The sequence below is a fragment of the Rubellimicrobium roseum genome (assembly GCF_006152145.1).
GTDB classification, from domain to species: Bacteria; Pseudomonadota; Alphaproteobacteria; order Rhodobacterales; family Rhodobacteraceae; genus Rubellimicrobium; species Rubellimicrobium roseum.
Genome location: NZ_VDFV01000106.1, coordinates 1 through 3795, shown reverse-complemented (window position 1 = coordinate 3795; position 3795 = coordinate 1). Strand labels below are relative to the sequence as shown.

The 3795-nt window shown below is 68.8% G+C and carries 6 protein-coding genes; 3 read left to right on the top strand and 3 right to left on the bottom strand.

Features of this window, described 5'->3' with window-relative positions; genetic code table 11:
* Nucleotides 1-382 precede the first annotated feature (382 nt).
* Nucleotides 383-712, bottom strand: a complete 330-nt coding sequence (locus FHG71_RS22815) for a hypothetical protein (protein WP_139084077.1) — start codon at nt 710-712, stop codon at nt 383-385.
* 170 nt (nt 713-882) lie between these two features.
* Nucleotides 883-1791: a LysR family transcriptional regulator gene (locus FHG71_RS22810; RefSeq protein ID WP_139084075.1), complete on the bottom strand. Its 909-nt coding sequence runs from the start codon at nt 1789-1791 to the stop codon at nt 883-885.
* Nucleotides 1792-1912: 121 nt separating this feature from the next.
* Between FHG71_RS22810 and FHG71_RS24485 the strand changes: the two genes are divergently transcribed.
* From FHG71_RS24485 to FHG71_RS24475, 3 genes are all read left to right on the top strand, one after another.
* The gene (locus FHG71_RS24485) at nt 1913-2191 is read left to right on the top strand and encodes an alcohol dehydrogenase catalytic domain-containing protein (RefSeq protein WP_246045581.1); all 279 of its coding nucleotides are present in this window, start codon (nt 1913-1915) and stop codon (nt 2189-2191) included.
* A gap of 15 nt (nt 2192-2206) precedes the next feature.
* A complete protein-coding gene (locus tag FHG71_RS24480; RefSeq protein ID WP_246045580.1) occupies nt 2207-2350 on the top strand; it encodes a hypothetical protein in 144 nt (47 codons plus the stop codon).
* Nucleotides 2351-2426: 76 nt separating this feature from the next.
* Nucleotides 2427-2924 (top strand): zinc-binding dehydrogenase, encoded by a 498-nt coding sequence (locus FHG71_RS24475; protein ID WP_246045579.1) that lies wholly within the window; start codon nt 2427-2429, stop codon nt 2922-2924.
* Here the strand turns inward: FHG71_RS24475 and FHG71_RS22800 are convergent.
* Nucleotides 2914-3795, bottom strand: an 882-nt coding sequence (locus FHG71_RS22800) for an NAD(P)/FAD-dependent oxidoreductase (RefSeq protein WP_139084073.1), incomplete at its 5' end; no start/stop codon positions are given. The two genes, FHG71_RS24475 and FHG71_RS22800, sit on opposite strands and share 11 nt — an antisense overlap.

Below are 3795 nucleotides of genomic sequence, written 5' to 3'. Positions count from 1 at the left end.
TGCATCTGCTTGAGCATCCATTGCGCGGGCTTGTCGGCCCAGCGGGCCTGTCGCGTAGAGCCGATGATGAGCGCGATCTTGGGCTTGGTTGTCATGAGAGAAACTCTTGAAGCTGCGGCCCTGGGGCCGCGGTTGGGATCAGGCCGGGGCATCCGCTGGGCATCGACCTAGCGGGGCGCGGGGATCGGAAGTAGGCGCCGGATCGGAACGCCGCGTCTCCACAGGGAGACAGTCAGGGACCCCTCGGTGCGTCTCGTGCCCTCGGGAGGCCTCGACGTGACAATGAGGAAGCCTTTGGCGATTGCCCCTGAAGGCTGCATCCGTGGGGCGTCGAACGACCCGCGTCCCACGGATGCCATGCGGCGCCCAGCGGCGCTCGCACTCAGTTATCGATCCTGATGATTTGCCGCGCGACGGCTTGGCCGTCGACCACGAGGACGGCCAGCACCTCGTCGGTGTAGGACGGGGCAAGCGAGACCTTCACGTTGGTGTTGGCCCCGGCCTTCACGCCGGCCGAGCCTAGGAGGCGGCCCTCTTCGCCAGTCCGATAGTCGTAGACCCGCACGACGCCGTTGCCGTCGGCGACCACAGTGCCGAGCTCGATCAGGGTCTGCGAGTCCTGAGCGCTGCCGAGCGCGAAGGTGTTGCTGGCGGAGGCCGCTCCGGCGGTGAGCAGAAGGCCGATTGCGAGGGAGGAGAGGAGCTTCGTCATGATATGTCCTTTCATGGGCTTGGTGTGCTCATGAACTACACATGGACAATCAGGTGCAGAAGTCGGCCATTCTGGATGCCCTGTCTCCATGCAGAGACGATGATCCGACTCGGTCAGCGCGAAGGTCCCGCCCCCGCAGATGGATCACCGGGCTCGCCAGCCTGCCCGTCCTAGAGCGGGAACGCCCTTCGGGGCACCTCGGCCGCGAGGTGGTCGATCAGGGCTCGGACGGCCGGCACCAGCTGCTTGCGCGACGAGAACACGGCATGGATCACCCCGAACGCCGAGTGCCACTCGGGCAGGAGATGCACGAGCCGGCCAGAGGCGATGGCGGCCCGCGCGACGTGCTCGGGCAGATGCGCCACGCCCACGCCGGCCAGCGCCGCCGCGCGCAGAACGTCGAAGCTCGTGCAGATGAGGCGGGGGCGGTGGACGATCGCGCGGGTCTCGCCACCCGGGCCGATCAGCTCCCAGTGAACCTCGTCGCGCTCCCCGTCCATCGACAGGCAGGGCAGCTCGCCAAGGCGGTCGATCGTGATCTCGCCCTCGATCCCGGCCAGCAGCTCCGGGCTTGCGACCAGCACCATGCTCGACCGGCCCAGCGTCCGCATGATCAGGTTGGGATCGGTGTCGAGGCTTGCGCGGGCGCGCAGCGCGATGTCCACGCCGTCCTCCACCAGGTCGGCCCGGCGATTGAGCACCTTGAGCTGGACGCGTACCTTGGGGTGCCGGCTCATGAACCCAGGCAAGATGTCGATCAGGAGGTCCTGGATCAGCCCTTGCGGGCAGCTCACCCGCACCATGCCGTTGGGCTCGGCCTGCGCGCGCGCCGCAACGGCCTGAGCGGCCTCGGCGCCGGCCAGCATCGCCTCGACCTGCTCGTAGACGCTCTGCCCTACATCAGTCAGGCGAAGCTGCCGCGTCGTGCGCTCTAGGAGCCGGAGGCCGAGCCGCTCCTCCAGAAGGGCCACCCGCTTGCTCAGCGTGGCCTTGGGCAGACCCGTCGCCCGGGCGGCGGCGGAAAAGCCCTGATGGGTGGCCACGGCATGGAAGAAGGCAAGGTCGTTGAGGTCCTGCATCGGGCCGCCATCCTGTCCCGCATCGATGGACCCGGACGATGAGCGTTCCGCCAAGGAGACGCAACTGAGGCAAGGCAGGCTAGATCTGCCAAGGTCCTGAAGAAGAGAGGGTAAACGCACGATGAAGGTACTACGGCTGCGGAACGGGGGCGGTCTGGACAATCTCCGGCTGGAGGAGATGGCGGACCCCGGCCTGCCCGGCCCCGGCGAGATCCGGGTGCGGATCGAGGCGTCCTCGCTCAACTTCCACGACTTGGGCGTGGTCTCGGGCCGCCGGCCCGTGCCGGATAGCCTCATCCCGATGTCGGACGGAGCGGGAACCGTTGAGGCGGTGGGGAACGGGATGACGGAGTTCGCGCCGGGGGACCTCGTGGTGTCCTGCTCCTTCCCCGACTGGTAGGATGGGGAGACCGGGATGGTCGACCACTTCGAGCGCACGCTGGGCGACGGGATCGACGGATACGCGCGCGATGTGGTGGTAGCCCCCGCGACTTGGTTCACCCAAGCCCCCAAAGGCTACTCGGCCTGGGAGGCGGCCACGCTGACCACCCGGGCCTGACCGCCTGGCGGGCACTGATTGTCAACGGGAGCCTAAAACCTGGGGACACGGTGCTGGCGCTCGGGACGGGGGGTGTGTGTCGATCTTTGCGCTCCAACTTGCCAAGGCTATGGGAGCGAGCGGCACTATCACCTCCTCGTCGGACGAGAAGCTGGAGAGGGCTCGGACTTTCGGGGCGGATCACACGATCAATTACGGCAAGACTCCCGCCTGGGCCCAGGAGGTCCAGACCGCCAGCGGCGGGCGCGGGGCGGATCACGTGATCGAGGTCGGCGGTCCCGGCACGCTGCCTCAGTCCATTGCGGCGGCCCGCGTAGGCGGGCACATCGCGCTGATCGGCGTGCTCACGGATGGCGGCGGCGAGGTGCCAATCGCCACCCTCATGCGTCGCCAGCAGCGGCTTCAGGGTTTGATCGTGGGCAGCCGTCTACACCAGCAGAACTTTTTGCAGGCCCTCGACGGCCTGCCGCCGCGCCCGGTGATCGATCGCGCCTTCCCCCTAGAAGAGGTGACGGGAGCCTTTCGCTATGAGCGGGACGGGCAGCACTTCGGGAAGATCGGGCTCACCCTCTGACCCGGGCCGCCCCTGACAAGGCGAGTCTCTGGACCGGCTGACCGGTCGCGGTCAGCCCGACCGCTCTGTCCGCCCCGTCGGCTCGTGCCGTCCTAGTCGCGGCGAGATGAGCATGGATCTGCGCGACCACCGCCGCTCCCTCGCCGATGGCGGCCCCTACCCGCTTCACGGATCCGGCCCTGACGTCTCCGATGGCGAACACGCCCGGCACGCTGGTCTCGAGCGGCGCCGGTCGCCGGTGGCGCCAGATGGTGCGGCTTTCCAGCGCGTCGGGCGGGATCGTGTCGCCTGTCGCCACGAACCCGCGCTCGCGCTCGACGCCGCAGCCGTCGAGCCAGCCTGACGCGGGATCGGCTCCGATGAACAGGAAGAGGTGACGGACAGGCTCCTCGACTTTGCCCTGAGGTCCCTGCCAGCGAACTCGCTCAAGGCTCTCCGCTCCGGCAAGCCCCGTGACCGAGGCGCCCACAATCACCTCGATGTTCGCGGCAGCGGCGATGCGGTCGATCAGGTACTGCGACATGGTCTCCTCGAGGGGGCGCCGCACCAGCACCCGCACCCGCTTGGCGTGCTCGGACAGGAAGACCGCCGCCTGCCCGGCCGAGTTGCCGCCACCGACCAGCAGCACCTCCTGCCCCCGGGCCATGCGCGCCTCGATGGGCGAGGCCCAATAGGAGATCCCTCGCCCCTCGAACCGCTCCAGCCCGTCGACGTCGAGACGGCGGTAGCGGGCGCCGGCAGCCAAGACGACGGCACGGGCCTCGATCGCGCCGCCCCCCTCGAGCTCGAGCCGGAGCCGGCCCTCGTCGGCGTCCTCGCAGTCGAGCCGGCCCACGCTCATGGGCACCGCCATCTCGGCGCCGAACTTGAG

Bases quoted from the DNA above. Each gene is read 5' to 3' on its own strand.
- FHG71_RS22810 (WP_139084075.1), bottom strand. From the start codon at position 1,791: ATGCAGGACCTCAACGACCTTGCCTTCTTCCATGCCGTGGCCACCCAT.
- FHG71_RS24480 (WP_246045580.1), top strand. From the start codon at position 2,207: ATGGTCGACCACTTCGAGCGCACGCTGGGCGACGGGATCGACGGATAC.
- FHG71_RS22815 (WP_139084077.1), bottom strand. From the start codon at position 712: ATGACGAAGCTCCTCTCCTCCCTCGCAATCGGCCTTCTGCTCACCGCC.
- FHG71_RS24485 (WP_246045581.1), top strand. From the start codon at position 1,913: ATGAAGGTACTACGGCTGCGGAACGGGGGCGGTCTGGACAATCTCCGG.